We start from the raw sequence: 18,170 nt of genomic DNA, 5'->3' as shown, positions 1-18,170 counted from the left end.
GGCACCCCGCCTGCCGATCCGACGACCACCAAGCCAGGTAGTGCGGCGAGCGTGAGCCCAACGCCTTCGGCGGAGTCGTCGCCGACGCCCACAGCGTCGGCCACGCCGGCTCTGTTCGATTTCGACGCATCGGTCGCGCCGAGCCGCCCGGACGGCTTGTCGGGTCCCCCCTCTGAAGAGACCGTCGGCGAAGCCGCGCGCTACTTCGTTGCGCTCTTCCCTTACATCTTCGCGACGGGCGACTTGGCGCAGTGGGAGTCAGTCTCAGGCTCCGACTGTGAGTGGTGCGGGGACATCGCTGACGTCGTGCGTAAGGACGTCGCAGCGGGCAAGCGGCGTGAGGGTGGCCGGATGGACATCCAGGACCTCCAGGTGTTCCACGACAGGGACGAGATGTACTACGCCGTCGTCCGACTCAAGGAGCAGCCATCTCGCGTGCTCGCCGCAGACGGATCGGTCGTCGAGACAACCGACTTCGTCCAGGACGCGAAGCTGGAGGTCGGGCTCGGGTGGACTGGTGAGACGTGGAGCGTCACCAGCGTCGGTGTCGATCTCCTTGGCACGTCGTGAAGCGGACTGCGGCCCGATCGACCGTCGGGCTGGCCATCCTGGCGGCAGCTCTCGCGCCAGCGCCCGCCCTTGCTGGACCCTTCGGCTCCACGGGCATCGGTGTAGGGGCAAGGGGTCGGAGTACCGGGTGGGCGGCAGAGTCGCCGACCCCGAGTACCGGCAGGACATGCGCCGCCCGGCCGCGCAGCGCGGGTACGACTGTCTCCGTACTTCGGCGTGCCAGTGGACAGGCAGTTCGCAACCCCTCTGCCCGCAGCTCAACGCGGCCCCTCGGCCCTTGTCGCTTGCCTGCGAGGAAGGCGAGCCGATCGAGCCGCTCTGGCGGCGCCCCCGAAGCAATCTTGGCGAAGGTTGGCACCTGCGTGCGGACTTGTCCCGAGGATCTGATCCCGCCGTCCACGCAGGGTCGCTCGCCAACGACGGCCTGGTTGCACAAGGGCCTGCTTGTACGCCTGCACCGACCCGTCCCGGGGGGCGCTGAGCGGCGAGACCCCCGCATGAGTGCCATTGCTGAGGCGGGGTTCCTGGGGCCGCGGCGGTGTCGGAGTCAGGCTGGTGCGTCCCACCAGCGCAGGACTCGGAGGGCGCGCAGGGTGACCCATCGGCTGGGGTAGCCCTCGGCCTCGGCTTCCATCTCGATCAGGCTCGGGCCCTGGTGGCAGTTCTCGTACGGGAACAGCCCGTACTCACCCCGCTTGGACCGCAGCAGCTCGACGGCCTCGCTGAGCCGCTCATCGCGACGGTCGGCGACGCGGAAGTAGTCGAGCCCGCGCAGGACGTCGTAGTACCAGCGGACGGGGTAGGAGAGCATCGTGAAGCGCGGGTCGACGATCTCGCCGGTGCTCTTGCGGCGCAGCAGGCCGCGCTCGAGCAGGTAGGTCTCACCGGCGGACAGCGCGGCACGGGTCGCGTCAGTACCGCCGCCTGCGGCGGAGAGCGCGCGCAGGCCTTCGAGAACGCAGAGCGTCGAGTGGAACGACGAGACGGCGGACGCGTCCTGCGCCCAGCAGTTCCACCCGCCGTCGGGCAGGTGCCGGCTGAGCAGGGTGTCGACGATGCGCGAGACGGGCTGGCCGAAGTACACCCCGGCTGTCAGCGCCATGCCGTTGATGCACGGTTCGACCTCGCCGTCGAAGTACGGCGAGCCGTCGTACTCCCACCGCACGTTGTCCCGCACGAGCGCCACGGCCCGCTGCGCCTGCGGGCTCGTCGGGTCGAGCCCGAACTCGACCAGCGACTGCAGGGCGAAGTGGCTCGCGGTCCACGCGTCGAAGAAGGGGCGTGACTCGTCGGCCCAACCCGGTCGGTACGTCCCACCGTCCCAGCGACCGTCGTCGGCCTGCTCGGCGAGGAGCTGCGCGCCCCAGCCCTCGGTAGCGACGCGCGCCCGCTCGGCGGCGACCTCGTCGGCCGGTGCGCCGACGAGGTCGCGCATGACCTGCCAGCGGATCGCCGGGTCGCCCGAGAGCAGGTACTCGATGACGGGGTCCATGCTCGCCGACGCTAGACCCGCCCCCCGACACGCGCACCATCCCGCGCGCATCGATACAGCGCAGGAGGCGCTACCGCGGCACCTAGCATGGCCGCCGTGCAGGACTCGCCGCGCTGGCTGACGCCCCCGCAGACCGACGCGTGGATCGCGCTCGTCGCGACCCAGGTGTGGCTGCCCGCGGCGCTCGACGCCCAGCTGCAGCGCGACGCCGGGATCACGTTCGTGGAGTACCAGGTGCTGTCCTGGCTCTCGATGCAGCCCGGACGCGTGGCGCGGATGAGCGAGGTCGCGCCGCTCGCGCACGTGAGCCTGTCGCACCTGTCGCGCATCGTGACGCGCCTCGAGAAGCGTGGGTGGCTGCGCCGCGAGCCCGACCCGAGCGACGGTCGCGCGACGCTCGCGATCCTGACCGACGAGGGCTGGGACAAGGTCGTCGCGACCGCGCCCGGGCACGTCGAGGAGGTCCAGCGCCTCGTCTTCGACAACCTCACCGACGCCCAGGTCCGCCAGCTCCGCGAGATCGGCGAGCGCATCCTGTCGGCAGCCAAGCCCGACCTCGTCCTCCCGACGATGCCGCCCGATCACGACGACGCTCCGGCCGACCCCGCCCCGGACGACCCCGCTCAGGACGACGCCGCACAGCGCTGACGGAGCACAGGGCGGCCGGAGGCGGCCCTAGGCTCGCTCGCATGACGCGACCGAAGGCGCTGGTGCTGGGCGGGACGACGTTCGTGGGGATCCACCTGGTCACGAGCCTGCTGCGGGACGGCTGGGACGTCACGACGTTCAACCGCGGGCGGTCGACGCCCGACGTCCCCGACGGGCTGTTCGACGGCGTCACGCGCCTGCACGGCGACCGCAGCGGCGACGTCTCGGCGCTCGCGGACGGCCGATGGGACGTGGTGCACGACCTGACGTCGTTCCACCCGGAGCAGGTCCGCCGCAGCGCCGCACACCTCGTCGGCCGGTGCGACCACTACGTGCTGGTCTCGACGATCTCGACGTACGCGCGCCTCGGCAGCGCGGGGATCACGGAGGACGCCCCGCTCGCGACGTTCGACGGGCCGGTTCCCGACGAGGTCGACGGCGACTCGTACGGTGGCCTCAAGGCGCTGTGCGAGCAGGCCGCAGCCGAGCTGTTCGACAGCCTGACCGTCGTGCGCCCGTCGATCATCGCGGGTCCGCACGACCCGACGGACCGCTTCACGTACTGGGTGGTGCGTCCGAGCGAGCCGGGTCCGCACGTCACGCCGCCGCTCGACGCGCCGGTGCAGTACATCGACGCGCGGGACCTCGCGGACTGGCTCGTGCGGCTCGGCGCGGACCACGTCCTGGGCACGTACAACGCCGCCACGGTCCCGTTCCCGTTCGGGGACCTCCTGCAGGCGGTGGCCGACGAGACGGGGGTCGCGTCCCAGCCGGTCGTCCTGACCGACGAGCAGCGCGACGTCGAGCAGGTGCGGCCGTGGGCGGACCTGCCGATGTGGCTGCCGCCGGACGACGAGGCGATGCGCGGCATGTTCCAGGTCGACACGTCTCGCGCTCAGGCGGCGGGGCTGCGCACCCGCCCGCTGCGCGAGACCGTCCGCGACACGCTCGACTGGGTGCGCGGACGCGGCGGCGACCTCGCCGTGGGTCTGACGGCCGAGCGCGACGCGGAGCTCGCCGCCCGGTACGGCGCGCACGGGTAGACGACCGAGCGCCGGCCGCTCGTCCCGCGGACGAGCACCGGCGCTCGGCCCGTGCAGGGTGGGGCGGGTGGCTCACGGTTCCTGTGCCCACCGCGACGGGGTGGCGCCGGCGGCGTCGCGGCGGCGCTCGAGGACGAGACGGAAGCAGCCGTCGGTGATGCCGAGGGCGCCGAGCAGGAGGAGCACGAGGGCGGCGGACGCGCCGCCGGCGATGTCGTCCCACGACGACACGCGGTGCGTCATGAGCGTGACCGCGCCGACGAACAGCGCGGCGAGGACGACGACCGACCCGCTGACCAGGGAGCGCTGGGACCAGCCGCGCCCGGACGCCCAGATGACGCCGAACCGGCGGATGTGCGCGAGCTGCGCCTCGGGCGGCGGCCCGTCGCCCGCCGGCGTGCGGCGCGCCTCGAGCCGCCAGCGGACGGACGCGTTGACGAGCAGCGCGACGCCGACGAGGGCCGCGACGACCGTCACGACGGTGGCGTGGACCCACCACCGGCCGCCGCCGCGCGCGACGACCAGCGCGACCTGCGAGACGAGCAGCAACGACGTCCCGACGATCACCTGCAGCACGGGGCTGCCCGGTCCGCCCCAGCCGATCCCGGCCCGTCGCACCCGCAGCGGCTGCTGCGACTCGCGGACGTGCTGGGTCCACCGCTGCCCGTCCCACCAGCGCTCGCGCGCGGGGTCCTCGGCGGCGTACCACCCGGCGGTCGACTCACGCGCGGGGGCGTCCTGCACGTCCTGTCGCGCGTCCTCGCTCACCGCGACGCCCCTGCCGACGCTGCCACCGACGGGCCCACCAGCCCGATCGCCGGCGCGATCGCCGGCGCTCCCGTGCAGCCGCGGGCAGTCGGCACACTCGTCGTCGGTCGCATGGCCCGGAGCGTAGCGGTCCGGTTCGTCCCTCGCGGGGGGCTGTGGAGGGGTCAGGCCTCGAGAGGGCCGCGGACGATCGAGTCGCCCGAGTGGGCGGGGTCGCCGTCGAACGGCTCGAGCGACACGTCGACCACCGAGAAGTCGTCGAGGTCGAGCCCGGGCGGCAGGTCGAACCGGCCGGAGTCGCCCGTGAGGGTGCCCAGCGAGACGAGCCCGCTCACGTCGGGCCGCAGCAGCCACACCTCGCGGAACCCGTCGTCCGCGTGCCCGTCGGCCACGTCGACGACGAGCACGCGCTCGCCGTCGCGCTGCACCTCGACGCGCGCGGTGCCCTCGGCGTCCCAACCGGGCAGCGGCTCGAGCGCGGCGGACGCGACGACCTCGGCGCGGTCGTCGTCGCGTGAGGCCACCCACCCGACGCCCGCGCCGCCGATGACGAGCCCGGCGGCGGCCGCGCCCGCGACCCACGCCCAGGGTGTCCGGCGTCGGGTGAGCGGCACGACGTCCGCCCCCTGCTCCGACGAGTCCGTGCCCACGGCTCCGGCACCGGCGGACGAGACAGGTGCCGGGGCAGATGCCGACGAGACCGGCCCCGACGAGACCGGCACCGACGGGACCGGCGTCGACAGGACCGGCACCGACGTGGGCGGCTCCGGCTCGCCCGCGCCGACGCGACCGCCCGCTCCGAGGTGCAGCTCCGCCGCCACGCGGTCCCACACATGGGGTGCGGGTGCGACGAGCGCGTCGCGCGACTCCTTGGCGAGCAACGCGACCTGCCCGAGAGCGGCGACCTCGGCGGCGCACCGCTCGCACCGGGCGACGTGCGCGCGCTCGTCGGGCGTGCCGACGTCCTCGCCGAGGGCCAGGAGGGCCAGCACGTCGTCGTCCACGTGGGTCTCATCCAACGGCACCGTCCACCTCCCATCGGTTGCGCAGCCGGGCGAGACTACGCCGCACGTGGCTCTTCACGGTGCCGAGCGGCAGGTCCAGCCGGGTCGCGATCTGGTCGTGCGTGAGGTCCTCGTAGAACGCCAGGCGCAGGATCGTGCGCTGCGGGTCGCCGAGGCGGTCGAGCTCGTCGGCGACGACGACGCGTGCGACGACGCGGTCGTCGGCGGCACCCTCGTGCTCGGCACGGGGTTCGGCGCCGGCGACGAGCCGCCGGTCGCGCGACCGCCGCTCGTGCGCGTCGGCGATCGCGTGGCGGGTGATGCCGATGAGCCACGCGGGCAGGCGTGCGCGCGTCGGGTCGAAGCGGTGCCGTCCGCGCCACGCGTCGACGAACACCTGCTGCGTGACCTCCTCGGCGTCGGCGATGCTGCCGAGCGAGCGCAGGGCGACGGTGTGCACGAGCGTGGACCAGCGTCGGTACGCCTCGCGGACCGCGTCCTCGTCGCCGCCCGCGAACGCCAGGCCGAGCTCGTCGACACCCTCGCCGTCGGGGTCGGGCCGGGGCTGCGGCTCGTCGGGCAGGTCGTCGGGCGAGGTCGCGGCCGGCGGCAGGGGCGGGACGGCGCGCAGCGGAGCATCCGACCGCTCGGGGCTGCTACCGGTCACGCAGCCCTCCCCGTGCCTCGTCGTCGTGGGTCCTGCCGGTCTCGTGGGGCTCGACGACGCCCATGGCGTCTCCAGCGCCGTGGCCGACACCGTCAGCCACCCGTCGGCTCGGCGGTGACGACGACGTTGTCGGCGTAGTGCCCGACGTCAGCGTGCCATGCCCCGCCGCAGGTGACGAGCCGAAGCAGCGGCGGGCCGGTGCGGGCGAACCACAGGTCGAGCGGTGCCTGGTCCTTGGCGATCTTCTCGACGCGCGTCACGCGGTACTCGTGCGTGGTGCCGTCGGCGGTGGTCACCCGCACGTCGGCGCCCACCTCGACGTCCCGCAGCGCGGCGAACGGCCCGATGCCCGTCTGCCGGGAGTCCACGTGCGCGGCGAGCAGCGCGTTGCCCTCGTCGTCGCCCGGCGCCGGGCCGTACCGGTACCAGCCGGCCTCGTCGGCGTCCGCGGGGATCTGCATGCTGCCGTCGTCCTCGACGCCCACGGGGACGACGGCCATGTCGATGTCCTGGCTCGGGACCGCGAGCCGCACCGGCGCGGGCGCGGGGGTGGGCGCCGGTGCGGTCGCGTCCCGGACCGGGATCCCCGGCGGGGCCGGCGCGGCGGTCCCGGTCGGCCCGGGTCCGGGTGCGTCGGTCCCCGCCGGGGCCGGTCGGGCAGGCGCCGACGACACGGTGGCGGCGGTGCGCGGCGGGCTGTCGGAGGTGCAGCCCGCGAGCAGCCACGCCGCCAGCCCGCCGGCCAGGACGCCCGCGAGCGCCCTGGTCGGCGGGAGGTGTCGTCGTGCCATGGTCCGTCCGCTCAGTCGGTCAGGTCGTGGGGACGACGAGTCAGCGGGTCGCGGCCGCGTGACGACGCCCGGCGAACCCGAGGGCGGCAGCACCGAGCACGACGAGCCCGCCGAGCGCGAACGGCCAGACCGTCGCGGAGCCGGACTCGGCGACCAGGCCGAGCTCACCGGCCTGCACGGCGGTCGGGTCGCTGTGCAGCCCCTCGATGACCTGCGTGGCGAGCGCGAGCGTCGACGGGTCGGCGGTCGCGTCGCCCCACGCGTACAGGATCGTGTTGGTGCCCTCGGTCACCGCGACGTCCGCCGGCCCCAGGAGCGCGGGCTCGGTCGTGCCGGTCGCGACGACGCTCGCCGGGACGGTGCCGGCGGGCAGGTTCAGGACCTTCTCGTCGGGGTTCTCGAGGTTCGTGATCACGGCGTCCGTGCCGGCGAGCACGTCGACGCCGGGCGCCGCCGCGACGTGCCGGACCGTCAGCCGTCCCTCGCCGGGCTTCGTCGTGGACGTGTCGTTGGTGAACAGCGTCGCGGTCGGGTCACCGGACGCGTCGAGGTGCGCGACGGCCGTGTAGCTGGTCGACGCCTCGAGCGTCAGGTCGACGGGGCCGATGGCCGGGGCGCTGTCGTCGGCCGCGTCCGCCGCGGTGATCGCGACCGTGTACGTCCCGGCGGGCAGGTCGAGCGGACCGGCGAGCTCGCCGGGCTCGAAGTCGTCGAGCGTGCGCTCGCCGTTCACCCAGACGTCGACGGTGAGGCCCGGCACGCCGTGCAGCACGGAGAGCTGGGCCTCGTCGGCGGCGGAGGCGGGTCCTGCGGTGAGGGCGACGGTCGCGAGTCCGAGTGCGCCGGCGGTGGCGAGGAGTCGAGTGCGCATGGTGCGTCCTTCCGGGAGGCGGCGCCGGGATGGCGCCTGACGAACCCTCTTCCGCCCGGACCCGCCATGTGGATGCAGATGCATGGAAATTTCTTCGACGAGTTCCTCGTGCGTCCGGCGTGCGGGGGCCCGCGGTCGCGCGCGGGTCGCAAAGGTCGTGTCGTCCGGGGCCCGGTCCGACGAGGATGACCTGCATGGACGACCCCGGGTACGCCCCCTTGACGCAGGACCGGCCGGACCGTCCGCGCGCCGTGCTCGTGTGCGGGCCCGCGGGCGCCGGCAAGTCGACGCATGCGCTCGCGCTCGAGCACGACGGGTACGTGCGGCTGTCGTTCGACGAGGAGGCGTGGCGGCTCGGCCACCGCGCGCACCCGTTGCCCGCGCCGGTCGTCGCGGACGTCCACGCGCTGCTGCGCACCCGGCTCGTCGCGCTCGTCGAGGAAGGCCACGACGTCGTCGTCGACACGTCCTTCTGGTCCCGCGCGTCCCGCGACTCCTACCGCGCCCTGCTGGCGCCCCTGGGTGTCACCCCGGTGGTGCACCACCTCGCGACACCGCGCGACGAGGTGCTGCGTCGCCTCGCCGCCCGAGCCGGCACCGGCCCGCACGACGTCGTCGTCCCGCCCGACCGTGCCCAGGCCTACCTCGACGGGTTCGAACCGCCCACGTCCGACGAGGGTCCCGTCGTCGTCGTGCGACCGGCGCCTTCGCTCCGGAGGCGGGAAGCGTCGAGCGGTCGGATCATGGCCCACGGCACTGTCGACGAACGAGAGGTGACACCCGTGGAGCACTGGACGATCGCGACCGTCGCGCAGCAGAGCCCGGACTTCCGGCGCGTGCTGTGGACCGGCAAGCACAGCCAGCTCGTCATCATGACGATCCCCGTGGGCGGCGAGATCGGCGAGGAGGTCCACGAGGACATCGACCAGATCCTGACGTTCGTGTCCGGCACGGGGAAGGCGATCGTCTCGGGTCAGGAGCGCAACGTCGCGCAGGGTGACCTCGTCGTCGTCCCCGCCGGACGCACGCACAACTTCGTCAACACGGGCGAGAACCCGCTGATCCTCTACACCGTGTACGGGCCGCCGGAGCACGCCGAGGGCGCCGTGCACCGCACCAAGGAGGAGGCCGACGCCGCCGAGGAGGCCGGCAAGGACGAGCCGCCCACGGAGTGACCGGCGGCGGCCGTCACCACTTCGAGCGCTCGTAGTCCTTGAGGAAGCAGCCGTACAGGTCCTCGCCGGCCTCGCCGCGCACGATCGGGTCGTAGACGCGCGCGGCGCCGTCCACCAGGTCGAGGGGGGCGTGGAAGCCCTCCTCGGCGAGCCGCACCTTCGTCGGGTGCGGGCGCTCGTCGGTGATCCACCCGGTGTCGACGGCGGTCATGAGGATGCCGTCGGTGAACATCTCGGCGGCGCTCGTGCGCGTGAGCATGTTGAGCGCGGCCTTGCTCATGTTGGTGTGCGGGTGGCCCGGGCCCTTGTAGCCGCGTGAGAACACGCCCTCCATCGCGGACACGTTGACGATGTACGTGCGGCGGGCGGGCGACGCGGCCAATGCGGGGCGCAGGCGGCTGACCAGGATGAACGGCGCGGTCTGGTTGCAGAGCTGGACCTCGAGCAGCTCCATCGGGTCGACCTGCTCGACCGTGGCGACCCAGCTGTTGGTCTCCGCGGCGTCGGGGATCAGGCCGCCCGCGTCGATCGACGTGCCCGCCACCAGCCGCTCGAGGCTCGCGGCCTGCGCGGTCAGCGACTGCGCGGTGAGCTCGTCGGCGGCGGCGCGGGCCGCACGCTCGATCGCCAGCGCCGGGCTCGACAGCTCGCTCACGGACCCGGCGAGCGCGCGCGGGTGCGCGTCGCTGGTGTGCCCGAACGTCGTGATCATGCGGGCGCCCTCGTCGGGCAGCGGCGCGAGCTCGGCCTCCGCGATGCGCGAGTACGCACCCGGGGAGCGGCGCACGGTCTGCGCGGCGTTGTTGATGAGGACGTCGAGCGGCCCCTGCGCGGCGACGTGGTCGGCGAGCGAGACGACCTGCGCCGGGTCGCGCAGGTCGATCCCGACGACGTGCAGGCGGTCGATCCAGTCCGCGGAGTCGTCCATCGCGGTGAACCGGCGCACGGCGTCGCGCGGGAAGCGCGTCGTGATCGTCAGGTCCGCGCCGTCGCGCAGCAGCCGCAGCGCGATGTACATGCCGATCTTCGCCCGGCCCCCGGTGAGCAGCGCGCGGCGGCCGGTCAGGTCCGTGCGCGCGTCGCGCTTGAGGTGGTGCAGCGCCGCGCAGTCCGGGCAGAGCTGGTGGTAGAACGCGTCGACGACCGTGTACAGCTCCTTGCACACGTAGCAGGGCCGCGCGCGCAGCAACGTCCCGGCGATCGCGTTCGTCGCCGTGGACGTCAGCGGCAGGCCGTTCGTCTCGTCGTCGATCCGGCCCGGGCTCCCCGTCGCGGTCGCGGCGACGACCGCGGCGTCCGCCTCGGCGATCGCGCGGCGCTTCTCGTCGCGCCGCTGCTTCTTGGCGGCCTTGAACAGCGCCGACGACGCGCGTCGGGCGGCCGCGTGCTGCGAGTGGGTCTGCGGCAGGACGGAGACCTGGTCCATGACCCGCAGGAACGTCGCGAAGTCGGCGGGGTCGACGCCGGGTTGCTCGGTCGTCGGCTGCTCGGTCGTGGAGGCGTCCGCGGCGTCCGCGGGCGTGGTCGTCTGCGCGCTCATGCGCCGTCCGTCCTGCATCTGGGGGAGGGCCGTCGCGGAGTCGCGGGCCCGGACGATGGTAAGCCGCCGTCCAGCGGGCGGGTGGGTCCCGACGGCGCGACCGAACCCGCCCAGGGCCCGGGCGCGACGCGTCGGACGGTCGCACGCTCGCCGCGCCGCAGGTCAGGCGGTCACTCGTCCCCTGCGGCGACCGCGGCCAGTCGGTCGCGGTCGAGCACGGCCGTCCACCCCCGTCCGGCGTCGATGACGCCCGCGGCGCGCAGCCGGCTCACGACGCGCGAGACGGCCTCAGGTGTCGATCCGGTCATCCCCGCGAGGTCCGCCCGCGACAGCGGCAGCTCGACGGGCGTCGCACCCGGGGCGCGGCCCTGCCCGCACCTGTCGGCGAGCCGCAGCAGCGTCCCCGCGACGCGCGGCGCGAGCGGGGTGGTCGCCTGGGCGTCGAGGTCCCGGCGCTCCTGTGCAAGGAGTGCGGCGGTCTGGTCGCCGACCCGCAGCGCGAGCGCGGGGTGCTGCGTCAGCAGCGCGCGGAAGTGCGCGACGTCGATCCGCAGCGCGCACGTGGTGGTCAGCGCACGGACCGTCTCGCCGTACGTGGTCTGCCCGGCGGCCCGCGGCCCCCCGACGAGGTCGCCCGGGACGAGGAGGTCGACGACGACGTCCTGCCCCGTGGTCGTGGTCCGCGTGGCCTTCGCCCGGCCCGTCGCCATGACGTACAGGTGGTCGGCGGGCTCGCCCGCGCGGCACAGCACGTCGTCCCGCGCCCAGGACAGCGACTCCATGCGGTGACCGATCGCGACGAGCTGGCCGCGCGTGAGCCCGGCGAACAACGGGACGCGGGACAGGACGCTCAGCCGCACGGGCAGCGGGCAGGGGTGCGGCTGCGCGCACGTCGTGCGCAGGGGCACACGTCGGCGCGCGGCCGTGGGCGGTCCCGTGCGCGGCAGAGGCGGCACAGGCCGCGCCCGCCCGCCTGGTCTCCCGCCGTCCACCGACCGCCTCCTCGCGGTCACGGTAACGACGACGTCGCGCGGTGCGTCGGGACTTCGGTCGCGGGGATCGGCCCGCGACCTCGGCCGCTCGGGCGCGGGCCGCTCGATCGTGGCGGGCGCCGGAGCTCAGGACCTCGGTCGGAACGGGGCGAGCGTCGCGCGGACGTGGTCGGCGGCACCCCAGTCGGGTTCGAACTGGGCGATGACCGCGAGGTGCTGGCGCAGCTGCAGGATCGGCATGCGCTCGCGCCAGCCGGCGTCCAGCCCGGTGAGCTCGGCGTACCGGCCGAAGAACCCGGTGGCCTCGGGTGGCGGCGCGGTGGTCCACACGTGCGCGAGGTCCACCTCGGCCCACGTGTACGAGACGGCAGGGTCGATGAGCGCGGGGCGGCCGTCGGCGGTGGCCAGGACGTTCTGCGTCCACAGGTCGCCGTGCGTGAGGCACGCGGGACGCTCGGGGAGCAGCTCGGGCAGTCGCGCGCACAGCCGTTCGAGGGCCGCGCGGTCGCCCGCGTCGAGCGCCTCGACGACGCGGGGCTCGTCGAGCCAGCGCAGCAGGCGGTGCTCCGCGAAGAACGCGAACCCGTCGTCGTGCCACGTGTTGACCTGCCGGCGCCGCCCGAGCCAGTTGTCGCGGTGCCAGCCGAACCTCGGATGGGTCGTCGTCGTGTGCAGGTGCGCGAGCTCGTGTGCGAACCGCAACCAGAACGTCTCGTCGTGCGGGCGCGGGTGCAGCGCCTCGAGCACGAGCACGTCGGCGTTCACGACGAGGACACGCGGCGTCGCGATGCCGCCGAGCGTGCGCAGCGCGGTCAGCCCCTCGGCCTCGGTCGCGAACGCGTCGGGGGAGGGCGGGTCGTCGAACGCCTTGACGAACAGCGACGTGCCGTCGGTGCGCCGCGCGAGACCGGCGGTCGCCGCCAACCCGCCGGTCGCGGGCCGGACCTCGACGACGTCGTCGATCCCGGCGTCGTGCAGGCGTCGCAGCAGCATCGGCGCTCCTTCCTCGCGGACAGGGCTCGGCAGGGTCAGCGCGCGAGCCGTTCCACGATCCTGCCGTAGACACCCGGCAGCGCGGTGGCAGCCGGGACGATCGTGCGGCGCGCCGGGGATGTCGCCGCGGCGACGAGGCCCGAGGTCAGGACCCGGTAGTCGCGTGTCGCGCGCGTCCACGCGCGCTCGTAGCCGGCCGGGTCGTCCAGGTGTGCGACGGCCGCGGCCGCCTGCGCGAGCCCGACCCGCAGACCCTCGCCGGTGAGCGCGTCGACGTACCCCGAGGCGTCGCCGACGAGCAGCACGCGGCCGGCCGTGCGGGCGCGGGTGCGCTGCAGCAGCGGCCCGGCTCCGCGCACGGGTCCGTCGGGCTCGGCACCGGCCAGGCGCTGCGCGAGCGCGGGCAGCGCGGCCAGGGTCGCGTCGAGGTCGGTGCGGGCCGCGCCCAGGATCGCGACCCCGACGAGCCCGGGAGCGACCGGGGTCACGTACGCCTCGGCGTGCGGCGCCCAGTGCACCTCGACGAGGTCGCCCCACGGCGCGACCCGGTAGTGCCGCCGCAGCCCGAACCGCCGTCGGTCCGCGCGCCGGGCCGTCCGCCACGCCGCACCACCCGCTCGTCGTCCCGGGACCTCCAGCCCGACGAGCCGCCGGACGGTCGAGTGCAGGCCGTCGCACGCGAGCACGTACCGCCCGCGCAGCCCGTCGACGACGACGCCGCGCGCGTCCTGCTCGACCGAGGTGGCGCGCGTCGCGACGTGCTCGACCCCGAGCTCGTCGGCCCGCGCCGCGAGCGCCGCGTGCAGGACCGTGCGGCGCACACCGCGGCCGACGCCCCCGGAGAACCGGTGCTCGACGCGCCGCGGCCCGCCCACGTACGCGATCCCCGCGAGCGGGTACCCGTCCGGGTCGACCCCGAGCCGGTGCAGCGATCTCAACGCACCCGGCATGAGCCCCTCGCCGCACGCCTTGTCCACCGGACCGGGGCGCGGTTCGAGCACGAGCGCGGACAGTCCCGCGAGACGCGCCTCGATCGCCGCGGCGAGCCCCACGGGTCCGCCACCGACGACGAGGACGTCCGCGTCGAGATCGCCCGGCACGCCGGTCGGCGCTCCCCTCAGGACGGTCGCGCGGCGGTGAGCGCGCGCTCCTCGGCGGGGATGCGGAAGCCCAGCAGGAGCACCGCGTTGAGCACGGTGAACACGAGCGCGGTGACCCAGGCGGTGTGCACGAGCGGCAGCGCGATGCCCTCGGCGACCACCGCGACGTAGTTCGGGTGGTTCAGCCAGCGGTACGGGCCACGCCGCACGAGCGGCAGGTCCGGGACGACGATCACGCGCGTGTTCCACTGCGGTCCCAGGACGCTGATGCACCACCACCGCAGCGCCTGCGACGCGAGCACGACGACGAGCGCGGGCCAGCCGAGCCACGGCAGGAACGGCCGGTCGGCGAGCGCGGCCTCCGCGATGCACGCGACCAGCAGCCCGGTGTGCAGCGCGACCATCGCGGGGAAGTGCCCGCGCCCGCTCTCCTGCCCGCCGCGCTCGAACGACCAGCGCGCGTGCCGGGTGGACACGACGAGCTCCGCGATCCGCTCGAGCCCCGTGGCGACGACGAGCGCCGCGTACAGCGCGAGGCTCATGCGGCGCTCACCTCCGGCCAGCGCAGCGCGACGAGCTCGGCACCCACACCGGGCCCGAACGCGGCGACGACCCCGACCGGTCCACCGACGCTCGTCGTCCGGGTCGCCGTCGGACCGCTCGCCGTCTGGCCGCTCGCCGTCGGTGCGTGCAGCGCATCGGCGAGCACGTGCAGCACCGACGCCGAGGACAGGTTCCCGGCCCGCGCGAGGCTCGCCCACGACCGGGCCAGCGCCTGCCGAGGGAGACCGAGCGCGTCCTGCACGGCGTCGAGGATCTTCGGCCCGCCGGGGTGCACGACCCAGGTGCGCACGTCGTCGGGCACCGCACCGTGCGCGGTCAGCAGGGCCTTCACGTCGTCGGCCACGTGGACGCGGACCACGTCCGCGAGCCCGCCGGACAGCACGATGCGCAGCCCGGACGCCCCGACCTGCCAGCCGAGCGCGTCCGCGGAGGCGGGGTACAGCACGCTGCGCGCGCCGACGACCCGCGGCGCCCGCTCCCACGCGCGGCGTGCGGCGTCGGGCGCGCCGTGCGGCACCGCGCGGTCGTCGCCCGCGAGCACGACCGCCGCCCCGCCGTCGCCGAACAGCCCGCTCGCGACGAGGTTGGCGGTCGAGTCGTCGTCGCGCTGGAGGGTCAGCGAGCACAGCTCGACGCTCACCAGCAGCGCCACGTGGTCCGGGTGCCCGGCGAGGTGGTCGTGCACGCGTGCGAGCCCTGCGGCGCCGCCCGCGCACCCGAGCCCGAAGCTCGGCAGCCGCGTCACGTCCGGACGCAGGCCGAGCCGCTCGACGAGCAGCGCGTCCAGCGACGGCGCGCCGATCGCGGTGACCGTGGTGAGCATGACGTGGTCGACGTCGTGCGGCTCGAGACCGGCCGCGGCGAGCGCGTCGCGCGCCGCGCGCTCCGCGAGGTCCAGCCCGGACGCGAGTGCGAGCGCGTTCGTCTCGTCGAACGACCCGAGCGTGCGGTAGCGCTCGAGCGGGACGACGAGATGCCGCTGCTCGATCCCGCACGAGCCGTGCAGGCGGCGCAGCAGCGTGCGACGCGCGGGGTCGGCCGTCAGGATCGCTGCGAGCTCGTCGGCGATCTGCTCCTGCGGGTAGGCGTGGTCCGGCAGCACGGGTGCGACCGCCACGATCCGGGCCATTCCGGGATCGTCGCACGCGCCCGCCGACTCCGCAGCGTGTGGCGCCGCCGGGCAGGGGCGGGCTCAGGCCGTCGTGACGAGCACGACGACGCTGACCGCCGCGACTCCGATCGCGGCGAGGAACGGGTACCGGCGGTCGGGCCTCCGGGCGGCGACCCAGGCCGCGCTCGCGGCGAGCGCCACGGCGAGCGCGAGGGCGGCGAGTCCCGCGGGGGTCGGGCCGTCGGGCGTGGTGAGCACGACGAGCGCCGCCGCCGCGAGCAGGAGTGCGACCGCGCCGATCGTCGTCCCGCGCCGCCCGAGCCGGTGGGGCAGGCCGACGACGCCCGTGGCCGCGTCGTCCTCGAGGTCCGGCAGCACGTTCGCGAGGTGCGCGCCGACGCCCAGGAGGGCGGCCGCGACCGTCGTCGACACCGGCGCGAGGGACGCGTCGTCGAGCGCGAGCGTCGCGACCGACGGCAGCAGGCCGAACGAGAGCGCGTAGGGCGCCCACGACCACGGGGTGGCCTTGAGGCCGGCGTTGTAGGCCCACGCGGACGCGACCGCGACGACGTGCACGACGCCCGCCGCCGGCCCGAGCGCGAACGACAGGACGACGCAGGCCGCCGCCGCGACGAAGGCGGCGGTGCGCACGGTCGTCGTGCGCACCGCCCCCGTCGCGACGGGCTTGTCCGACCGGCCGACCGCGCTGTCCCGCGTGGCGTCGATCCAGTCGTTCGACCACCCCACCGACAGCTGCCCCGCGAGCACCGCGAGCGCGACCCGCGCCGCGAGCCCGGCGGACGCCCCGACACCCCAGGCGTACGCGCCCGCGAACGCCGTGACCGCGACGGTCGGCGGCAGGTGGGACGCCCGCAGGAGGGCGGTGGCGGTCCGCGTGACGGGCATGCCGCTCACCCTCGCACGCGCCGGGTCAGCGCGCCTCGGACCGGGCCGGCTGTGCCGGGTGCGCGGCGACTCCCGCGGTCAGCCCTGCGCGGCGACCTGGGCGCGTCGGCGTGCGTTCGCCTCCTGCTGCTCGGCGGTGAAGGCCTCTCCGAAGTCCTCCGGTCGCGGCAGCGGTCGGATCTCCAGATGCGTCCGGGACCCGTCGGAGGGATGCGGGATCGGGCAGCGCGCGAACAGCTCGACGCACGCGGCGAGCGACGGCACGTCCACCAGGAAGAAGCCCGCGACGAGCTCGGTCGTCTCGGCGAACGGCCCCTCGACCACGGTCCGCTCGTCGTCCTCGTCGATGTAGATCCGCACGCCCGTGCTGCTGGGCAGCAGCCCCTCGGCGGCGAGCAGGACACCCGCGTCGACGAGCTCCTGGATGAACGCGCCCATCGTCTCGAAGTTCTCGGTGCTGGGCATGACGCCCGCCTCGCTCTCGGCCGTGGCCTTGGTGATCACCATGAACTGCATCGCGCTCTCCCTCTCCGGTCCGTCTCGTCGTGGAGATGACGCGCGACCACCCCCGGATTCGACAGCCTCGCGCAGCCGGTGCACCGCGCGCGACCGTGCGGCGCGGACTGATCGCACCGGTCCGCGATGATCGGGCGGGACGACGCCGCCCCGCGCGAGGCTGGGAGCCGAAGGAGGAACCGTGATCACCTGGCTCAACCGGCTCGTGGACCTCGTGGAGGAGACCCTCGACGAGGAGCTCGACGTCGCCCGGCTCGCCGCGGCGTGCGGCACCACCGAGTACCACCTGCGCCGCATGTTCTCGTCGCTCGCGGGGATGCCGCTGTCGGAGTACGTGCGCCGTCGGCGGATGACCGCGGCGGCCGCCGACGTGCTCGCCGGTGCCGACCTGCTGACCGTCGCCGTGCGCCACGGCTACGGCTCGGCCGAGGCGTTCGGGCGCGCGTTCCAGGCGGTGCACGGCGTCAGTCCCGGCCGAGCGCGTCGTGACGGCGGCCCCCTTCGCACCCAACCGCGTCTGCGGTTCCGTCTGACCGTCGAAGGAGCACTCCCCATGGACGTCCGCATCGTCTCCCTGCCCGCTCTGCGCCTCGTGGGCCACGCGGCGCGGGTCCCGCTCGTGCACCGTGGGATCAACCCCGCGATCCAGCAGCACGTGACGTCGATCGAGCCGCACGAGCACGCACGCCTCAAGGCCCTGGGCGACGCCGAGCCGCGCGGGCTGCTGGCGGTGAGCGCGGACCTCGACCCCGACCGCCGGGAGGGCACCGAGCTGACCTACCTGCACGGCGTGGCCGTCACCGACTCCGTCGAGGTGCCCGACGACCTCGACTCGCTCGCCGTCGAGGCGGGTTCGTGGGCGGTGTTCCGGGCGTCCGGCCCCTACCCGGACACGCTGCAGTCGGTGTGGGCGGCGACCGCGACCGAGTGGTTCCCGTCGAACCCGTGGCGGCTGCGTGCCGGTCCCGAGGTGGTCGCCGTGACGGACCGCGCCGCCGACTTCAGCACCGCGACCGTCGAGCTCTGGCTGCCGGTCGAGGCGGGCTGAGGTCCGTGCGCGGGTGCGCCCGGGATATCCCGTGGTGCACCCGCGCCGCTCGTCGTAGCGTGCTGGTGGCCGTGCGAGTCAGGCAGGAGGTGGTACCCGTGCACGCATCGACATGGGCGCTCCCCTGCGGAGTCATGGTCGGGCGACAGGTCGCCCGGGAGCGTCGTCCACGCTCCTGAAAGGCACGACCATGCACCTCGTCTCCGAGCACCTGACCGACGGCGTCCTGGAGCGCGAGCTCCTCGTCGGCGAGATCCCCGCGACCGTCTGGACACCCACGGACACCCCCGCGCCGCTGATCCTCATGGCGCACAACAACGGCCTGCCGCGGACCGACCCGCGCCTCGTGGCGCGGGCCCGCCGCACGGCGG

The 18,170-nt window shown here is 74.9% G+C and carries 19 protein-coding genes and 2 pseudogenes; 7 read left to right on the top strand and 14 right to left on the bottom strand.

The features are described 5' to 3' along the window. Positions 1–570 (top strand): DUF6318 family protein (locus tag CPE01_RS15750; protein ID WP_222592952.1); only part of this gene is annotated, 570 nt, incomplete at its 5' end. Positions 571–1,117: 547 nt separating this feature from the next. Here CPE01_RS15750 and CPE01_RS15745 read toward each other — a convergent pair. Further along, on the bottom strand, positions 1,118–2,062 hold the full coding sequence (locus CPE01_RS15745; RefSeq protein WP_146807750.1) for a prenyltransferase/squalene oxidase repeat-containing protein: 945 nt from the start codon (positions 2,060–2,062) through the stop codon (positions 1,118–1,120). A gap of 87 nt (positions 2,063–2,149) precedes the next feature. On the opposite strand from CPE01_RS15745, the gene CPE01_RS15740 reads away from it, so the two are divergent. Both CPE01_RS15740 and CPE01_RS15735 read left to right on the top strand, forming a co-directional pair. Then, positions 2,150–2,710: a MarR family winged helix-turn-helix transcriptional regulator gene (locus CPE01_RS15740; protein ID WP_146807749.1), complete on the top strand. Its 561-nt coding sequence runs from the start codon at positions 2,150–2,152 to the stop codon at positions 2,708–2,710. 41 nt (positions 2,711–2,751) lie between these two features. After that, positions 2,752–3,753 carry a Rossmann-fold NAD(P)-binding domain-containing protein gene (locus CPE01_RS15735; protein ID WP_146807748.1) on the top strand — a complete coding sequence of 334 codons (1,002 nt, stop codon included), beginning with the start codon at positions 2,752–2,754 and terminating at the stop codon, positions 3,751–3,753. A 72-nt stretch (positions 3,754–3,825) separates the two neighbouring features. Here CPE01_RS15735 and CPE01_RS15730 read toward each other — a convergent pair whose 3' ends face one another. The 5 genes from CPE01_RS15730 to CPE01_RS15710 form a co-directional block, all read right to left on the bottom strand. Continuing rightward, positions 3,826–4,521 carry a DUF2510 domain-containing protein gene (locus CPE01_RS15730; protein ID WP_186811586.1) on the bottom strand — a complete coding sequence of 232 codons (696 nt, stop codon included), beginning with the start codon at positions 4,519–4,521 and terminating at the stop codon, positions 3,826–3,828. A gap of 164 nt (positions 4,522–4,685) precedes the next feature. Continuing rightward, positions 4,686–5,546 carry an anti-sigma factor gene (locus tag CPE01_RS15725; protein ID WP_146807746.1) on the bottom strand — a complete coding sequence of 287 codons (861 nt, stop codon included), beginning with the start codon at positions 5,544–5,546 and terminating at the stop codon, positions 4,686–4,688. Next, positions 5,533–6,192 (bottom strand): RNA polymerase sigma factor, encoded by a 660-nt coding sequence (locus tag CPE01_RS15720; protein WP_371862017.1) that lies wholly within the window; start codon positions 6,190–6,192, stop codon positions 5,533–5,535. Before CPE01_RS15720 ends, CPE01_RS15725 begins: the two co-directional genes overlap by 14 nt. 92 nt (positions 6,193–6,284) lie before the next feature. Then, a complete protein-coding gene (locus CPE01_RS15715) occupies positions 6,285–6,983 on the bottom strand; it encodes a class F sortase (protein ID WP_146807745.1) in 699 nt (232 codons plus the stop codon). A gap of 40 nt (positions 6,984–7,023) precedes the next feature. Continuing rightward, positions 7,024–7,854, bottom strand: a complete 831-nt coding sequence (locus CPE01_RS15710) for a DUF4397 domain-containing protein (RefSeq protein WP_146807744.1) — start codon at positions 7,852–7,854, stop codon at positions 7,024–7,026. Between the two features lie 29 nt (positions 7,855–7,883). Between CPE01_RS15710 and CPE01_RS15705 the strand changes: the two are divergent. Together CPE01_RS15705 and CPE01_RS15700 are read left to right on the top strand one after the other, a co-directional pair. Beyond that, positions 7,884–8,507, top strand: a pseudogene (locus CPE01_RS15705) (P-loop nucleotide/nucleoside kinase family protein); the annotation flags it as partial. Positions 8,508–8,597: 90 nt separating this feature from the next. Further along, positions 8,598–9,029 carry a cupin domain-containing protein gene (locus CPE01_RS15700; RefSeq protein ID WP_222592954.1) on the top strand — a complete coding sequence of 144 codons (432 nt, stop codon included), beginning with the start codon at positions 8,598–8,600 and terminating at the stop codon, positions 9,027–9,029. Positions 9,030–9,042: 13 nt separating this feature from the next. On the opposite strand, the gene CPE01_RS15695 is transcribed toward CPE01_RS15700, so the two are convergent. The 8 genes from CPE01_RS15695 to CPE01_RS15660 form a co-directional block, all read right to left on the bottom strand. After that, positions 9,043–10,569: an SDR family NAD(P)-dependent oxidoreductase gene (locus CPE01_RS15695; protein WP_186811585.1), complete on the bottom strand. Its 1,527-nt coding sequence runs from the start codon at positions 10,567–10,569 to the stop codon at positions 9,043–9,045. Between the two features lie 170 nt (positions 10,570–10,739). Then, positions 10,740–11,477: a Crp/Fnr family transcriptional regulator gene (locus CPE01_RS15690; RefSeq protein ID WP_246783996.1), complete on the bottom strand. Its 738-nt coding sequence runs from the start codon at positions 11,475–11,477 to the stop codon at positions 10,740–10,742. 210 nt (positions 11,478–11,687) lie between these two features. After that, complete coding sequence (locus CPE01_RS15685; protein ID WP_146807743.1) at positions 11,688–12,554, bottom strand: fructosamine kinase family protein; 867 nt, start codon at positions 12,552–12,554, stop codon at positions 11,688–11,690. A gap of 35 nt (positions 12,555–12,589) precedes the next feature. Beyond that, entirely contained in the window at positions 12,590–13,654 is a 1,065-nt protein-coding gene (locus tag CPE01_RS15680) for an NAD(P)/FAD-dependent oxidoreductase (RefSeq protein ID WP_146807742.1), read from the bottom strand. A gap of 17 nt (positions 13,655–13,671) precedes the next feature. Beyond that, positions 13,672–14,196, bottom strand: a complete 525-nt coding sequence (locus CPE01_RS15675) for an isoprenylcysteine carboxyl methyltransferase family protein (RefSeq protein ID WP_146807741.1) — start codon at positions 14,194–14,196, stop codon at positions 13,672–13,674. Beyond that, positions 14,193–15,347 carry a type III polyketide synthase gene (locus tag CPE01_RS15670; protein WP_146807740.1) on the bottom strand — a complete coding sequence of 385 codons (1,155 nt, stop codon included), beginning with the start codon at positions 15,345–15,347 and terminating at the stop codon, positions 14,193–14,195. The genes CPE01_RS15675 and CPE01_RS15670 overlap by 4 nt, the downstream gene beginning before the upstream one ends. Positions 15,348–15,410: 63 nt before the next feature. After that, a complete protein-coding gene (locus tag CPE01_RS15665; protein WP_146807739.1) occupies positions 15,411–16,235 on the bottom strand; it encodes a UbiA family prenyltransferase in 825 nt (274 codons plus the stop codon). Positions 16,236–16,313: 78 nt separating this feature from the next. Beyond that, a complete protein-coding gene (locus tag CPE01_RS15660; RefSeq protein WP_146807738.1) occupies positions 16,314–16,751 on the bottom strand; it encodes a YciI family protein in 438 nt (145 codons plus the stop codon). A 181-nt stretch (positions 16,752–16,932) separates the two neighbouring features. Here CPE01_RS15660 and CPE01_RS15655 point away from each other — a divergent pair, with 181 nt between their 5' ends. After that, positions 16,933–17,799 (top strand): AraC family transcriptional regulator, encoded by an 867-nt coding sequence (locus CPE01_RS15655; RefSeq protein WP_146807737.1) that lies wholly within the window; start codon positions 16,933–16,935, stop codon positions 17,797–17,799. A gap of 190 nt (positions 17,800–17,989) precedes the next feature. After that, positions 17,990–18,170 (top strand): annotated as a pseudogene (locus CPE01_RS15650) (alpha/beta hydrolase); the annotation flags it as partial.

Origin of the sequence: Cellulomonas persica (assembly GCF_007989825.1) — a bacterium.
Taxonomy (GTDB): domain Bacteria; phylum Actinomycetota; class Actinomycetes; order Actinomycetales; family Cellulomonadaceae; genus Cellulomonas; species Cellulomonas persica.
This window is presented reverse-complemented; position numbering and strand designations above follow the sequence as displayed.

Excerpts from the sequence above, each read along its gene's own strand:
- CPE01_RS15735 (WP_146807748.1), top strand. The coding sequence starts at position 2,752 with ATGACGCGACCGAAGGCGCTGGTGCTGGGCGGGACGACGTTCGTGGGG.
- CPE01_RS15695 (WP_186811585.1), bottom strand. The coding sequence starts at position 10,569 with ATGAGCGCGCAGACGACCACGCCCGCGGACGCCGCGGACGCCTCCACG.
- CPE01_RS15740 (WP_146807749.1), top strand. The coding sequence starts at position 2,150 with ATGGCCGCCGTGCAGGACTCGCCGCGCTGGCTGACGCCCCCGCAGACC.
- CPE01_RS15675 (WP_146807741.1), bottom strand. The coding sequence starts at position 14,196 with ATGAGCCTCGCGCTGTACGCGGCGCTCGTCGTCGCCACGGGGCTCGAG.
- CPE01_RS15710 (WP_146807744.1), bottom strand. The coding sequence starts at position 7,854 with ATGCGCACTCGACTCCTCGCCACCGCCGGCGCACTCGGACTCGCGACC.
- CPE01_RS15715 (WP_146807745.1), bottom strand. The coding sequence starts at position 6,983 with ATGGCACGACGACACCTCCCGCCGACCAGGGCGCTCGCGGGCGTCCTG.
- CPE01_RS15685 (WP_146807743.1), bottom strand. The coding sequence starts at position 12,554 with ATGCTGCTGCGACGCCTGCACGACGCCGGGATCGACGACGTCGTCGAG.
- CPE01_RS15700 (WP_222592954.1), top strand. The coding sequence starts at position 8,598 with ATGGCCCACGGCACTGTCGACGAACGAGAGGTGACACCCGTGGAGCAC.
- CPE01_RS15670 (WP_146807740.1), bottom strand. The coding sequence starts at position 15,347 with ATGGCCCGGATCGTGGCGGTCGCACCCGTGCTGCCGGACCACGCCTAC.
- CPE01_RS15665 (WP_146807739.1), bottom strand. The coding sequence starts at position 16,235 with ATGCCCGTCACGCGGACCGCCACCGCCCTCCTGCGGGCGTCCCACCTG.
- CPE01_RS15745 (WP_146807750.1), bottom strand. The coding sequence starts at position 2,062 with ATGGACCCCGTCATCGAGTACCTGCTCTCGGGCGACCCGGCGATCCGC.
- CPE01_RS15660 (WP_146807738.1), bottom strand. The coding sequence starts at position 16,751 with ATGCAGTTCATGGTGATCACCAAGGCCACGGCCGAGAGCGAGGCGGGC.